The organism is bacterium, from assembly GCA_021158245.1.
In the GTDB taxonomy this organism is placed as follows: Bacteria; Zhuqueibacterota; QNDG01; order QNDG01; family QNDG01; genus QNDG01.
In genome coordinates this window covers 1-3632 of record JAGGVB010000032.1, presented here as the reverse complement: position 1 = coordinate 3632, position 3632 = coordinate 1, and the positions used below count along the sequence as shown (strand labels likewise).

The 3632-nt window shown below is 39.6% G+C and carries 4 protein-coding genes; all 4 read right to left on the bottom strand.

The genetic code is table 11. The annotated features are described in order from the left end of the window. Positions 1 to 1151, bottom strand: a 1151-nt coding sequence (locus tag J7K93_01775) for a glycosyltransferase family 1 protein (GenBank protein MCD6115718.1), incomplete at its 3' end; no start/stop codon positions are given. 9 nt (positions 1152 to 1160) lie between these two features. Further along, positions 1161 to 2153, bottom strand: a complete 993-nt coding sequence (locus tag J7K93_01770) for a glucosyl-3-phosphoglycerate synthase (GenBank protein ID MCD6115717.1) — start codon at positions 2151 to 2153, stop codon at positions 1161 to 1163. Further along, entirely contained in the window at positions 2134 to 3321 is a 1188-nt protein-coding gene (locus tag J7K93_01765; protein MCD6115716.1) for a M28 family peptidase, read from the bottom strand. The genes J7K93_01770 and J7K93_01765 overlap by 20 nt, the downstream gene beginning before the upstream one ends. A 13-nt stretch (positions 3322 to 3334) precedes the next feature. Further along, positions 3335 to 3632, bottom strand: a 298-nt coding sequence (locus tag J7K93_01760; GenBank protein MCD6115715.1) for a hypothetical protein, incomplete at its 5' end; no start/stop codon positions are given.

Below are 3632 nucleotides of genomic sequence, written 5' to 3'. Positions count from 1 at the left end.
GCTTTTTTCTTTCCGCTTTTTATCAAAGACAGAATGACCTGCTGCTGTGCTTTTTCGTCCAAAGCACCGAAATCAATTGAGCTGTTTTCTGTAACAGGTATTGCTGATTTTTCCAATACTTCCTTCCTGATCGGAAAACCGAGATCTTTATTGTACTTTAATATGGATTTTTTTCTGCGAAGATAAAAATCCCTTAAATCAAAGTAGTCCGTCGGAACGGACAGTCTATTATATAAATCTTCAAAAATCATGCCGTTGTGTTCGAAATCTTTACAAACATGGTCTATCCTTCTGCCGAAAACGTATTTATTTGCGGTCCATGGTTCTAAAAATGCAAATCCAAAGCCCTCATTAATGCTTGTTGTGATTATAAAATAGGCAGAGTAAACGAGATCTGCATAATTTTTAAGGAGTCCTATGTCAAGATGAACAGGAAGTTTGTTTTCTCTGGTGAATAATCGCCACCCCTGGTGGAGAATTTTTTCCCATGGGCTGTTTGGGGGCAGAGTAATGCCAACAGGATGCTTTTCACCGGAATAGAGAGATAAAAGTATTGCTTCGCCTGTATTTTTTCTACGGATTGCACGTACAGGATAGAGAATAAAACCGTGTCCTGATATTTCTCCGGATGGAAAGGGGATAACCTGATTAGGGATCAGATGCAGCCCTTTTTTATTGAGGCCTGCTTTTACAAGAATAGAGTAGTCTCTTGAATTTATGACCCCGTAGTGGACATCAGCCACGTAAGGTTTTGTGTAATATGCGTTAGGCCTTCCATCTTCTGCAAGGTCATGAATCTGAAGGAACAGTTTTATTCCTCTGTCTCTTAAAATGGAGAGTGCTTCGATAAGAGAGCTGTTTTTTGCAAGAGTAGGATTGTGTACGTGTATTAAATCGCACCCTCCCGGCCACGTTTTTGTAATAGTGTACAGGATTTGATCTGCGAGGTCCGACGGAGATACATGGTTTTTCCCCGGAGTATCGTATGAAAGGCCAGGTATTAATTTTACATCGCAGCTGCAGTCAACCTGAGGTGTACCTGAAGAGATTACCAGTATTTCGTGTATATTTTTCAGGGCGTCAATCTGCTGGCGAATTACTGAAGTGACACCTCCGGGTTTTAGATGGTAGTGCAGGTAAGCTATTTTCATAGGCGGAATCTAAATTGTCTTTAGTTTACGTTTGGGAAATTTTTTTTGATATTCAGCAATCGAAATCATAGGCGGACGTTCTTTTTCTTTAATTTTATGGATTTTCGGATTGTATTTCTGGTCCTTTGCATGATACTGCAGCATTTGGTCGTAGATTTTTTTATTGATTTTAATAAAGTTTTGTTTCTGCATCCTTGAGAAAAATGTCTGCAGGATTCCGAAGGACATTCTGCCGAGAGCAAGAGTATCCTGGTTTCTGTGTACACGCCTGTCAAGATCAACCTGGGCAATTGTTTTAAGCCCCCATTTTTCGTAAATATCCATAAGCATGCTGGTTTCCACACCGTACCCAATTGGGAAAGTAAGCTGATCAAGTATGTCTCTGTAAGCTGCATACTCACCGGAAAGAGGCTGAATTATCTGTGTCAGCTCCGGGTAAAGCAGGGAGAACAAAGGCCTGATTACAAGCTCTGTTACTCTGCCTCCGCCGGAAGGCCTTATGCCCCCGCTGTCAAGAGTAATGGGCCTGTCGTAAAAAGCTTTTGAATATCTTATATCATTTCTTGTCAGGAGAGGGCCTAAAAGGCCGTACACAAATCTGTGGTGGATATTTTTTATATCAGCGTCAATATATACTATTATATCGCCCTTTGCAACGTAAAGAGCCTTCCATAAATTTTCACCCTTGCCTCTGAATTGGTCTTTTAAATGCGGAAGGATTTCATTGGAGATATAAACATCTGCTCCGTATTCCCGTGCAATCTGAACCGTATTATCAGTCGAACCGGAATCAATAACAATAATTTCATCAAGAAGCGGATGTTTTATTATTAATTCCGAGCGCATAATTATAATCTCTTTTGCAATTGTCCTTTCTTCATTCAAAGTTGGAAAGCATAAAGAGATCTTGACTTTTCTTTTCTTTTTTAATTCAACCAATTTTTTTAGATCAGAAAATTCAGAGTAATGGAATGTGTTAGTTTCAAGCCATATTTTGTTCATTCCAGTCTCCTTGATCAATTGCTGAGATTATTCCTATTAATTGTGCTATCCCGCGAAAAATTGATCCTATATTTACCTGCTCGTTATCTTCATGATAATTTGTACCTTTTGCGATTCCAATAGTTATTGCAGGAATTTTATTGGAAAGAAAAACAGAAAGTTCGGATTCGCTTGATTCAAATGATGGTTTTATATCAAGAGCATCCATTACCTGTACAGATGAGACTACAATGGGGTGATGATAACTTAAATGCGAGGCTCTGATGTTGCTTGTTTTTTTAAGGCGGATTTTTGCATTATTCCTGTGTGATACATTTCCGCATATTTCTTCAATCTTTAAAAACACCTCTTCAGCCATTGAATATCTGTCGCTGTGAATTTCAAAACCGAGAGTGGCTGTAAGAGGTGCTTCTCCGTGTTTGTATCCGCTGTTGAGTTTACCAAAAATGATATTCGTTTTCGGCCGTTGGGGAAGCCGGATTTTCAGCATTTCGTTTATTGCTTCGTTAATAACGATAATTGCATTAAATCCGCCCTTGTCTTTCAGCCCGATAACTCGCGGCATAGTGCACTGTATTTCCGCACGGATCATGCTTTTTGAGAAATAGGATAATCTGCCGAGCTCTCCTCCTTCAACGCAGATGCCTGCTTTTATCGGATTTTTCCAGTTTGAAAGCACATCGTGTATACTTTTCAGGTTGCTTTCCCCGAGAGATTCTTTTAAACCCACAAGAATAATATCAGAGTCAAATGTATGGTTGAGTGTATGAAGAACACTCGGCAGAGACATCAGAACTCCAACACCGAGAGAGTTGTCAAGCAGGCCCGGGCCGGTAATTTGATTGTTGCTTATAATATAATCCGATTCAAATTCATTCCCGTGGGTAGTGTCCATGTGTGCTACTAACATAATGGGGATTTTTGAAGAAGATTTGCCTTTAATTATTGCGTAGGGATTGCCTGTAGAGTCTGTTGTGCATTCATCAGCACTTACATCACAGAGCCGTTCCAAAAAAACACTAACTCTGCGGTTTGCCTGGGTTTGACGTTTTTTGTCAGCAGTAGAACATGGCGTCTGCCCCATTAATACAATATTGGTAAGGATTATCTCCTTTATGGATTTTATCCCCTCTATGTAATTTCCAAGTATATTTCCTGTATCTATCATCAGTGCTCCTTTGTTAATTAAGCATTTTTTCAATCCAGCAGATTTCAAAAGGTTTCAGGATAATGGAATTGCCGCTGTATTCAGTGTTGTCAAACAAACTGTGCAGTATGCTGTGTCCTGATTCTCCCGGAATGGTAAAAGATACGGAATGTTCAGATACGTTAGTGAAAGTATAAATTATCTGAGATTCGCATGAGCGTTTGACTGAGAAAATTCGGGTGTTTAGATCCAGAATTTCACATTCGGAATTCGGGTGGAATGCAGGCTGCATTCCACGTACGGAAAGCATTTTAATATAACTATGGAATATT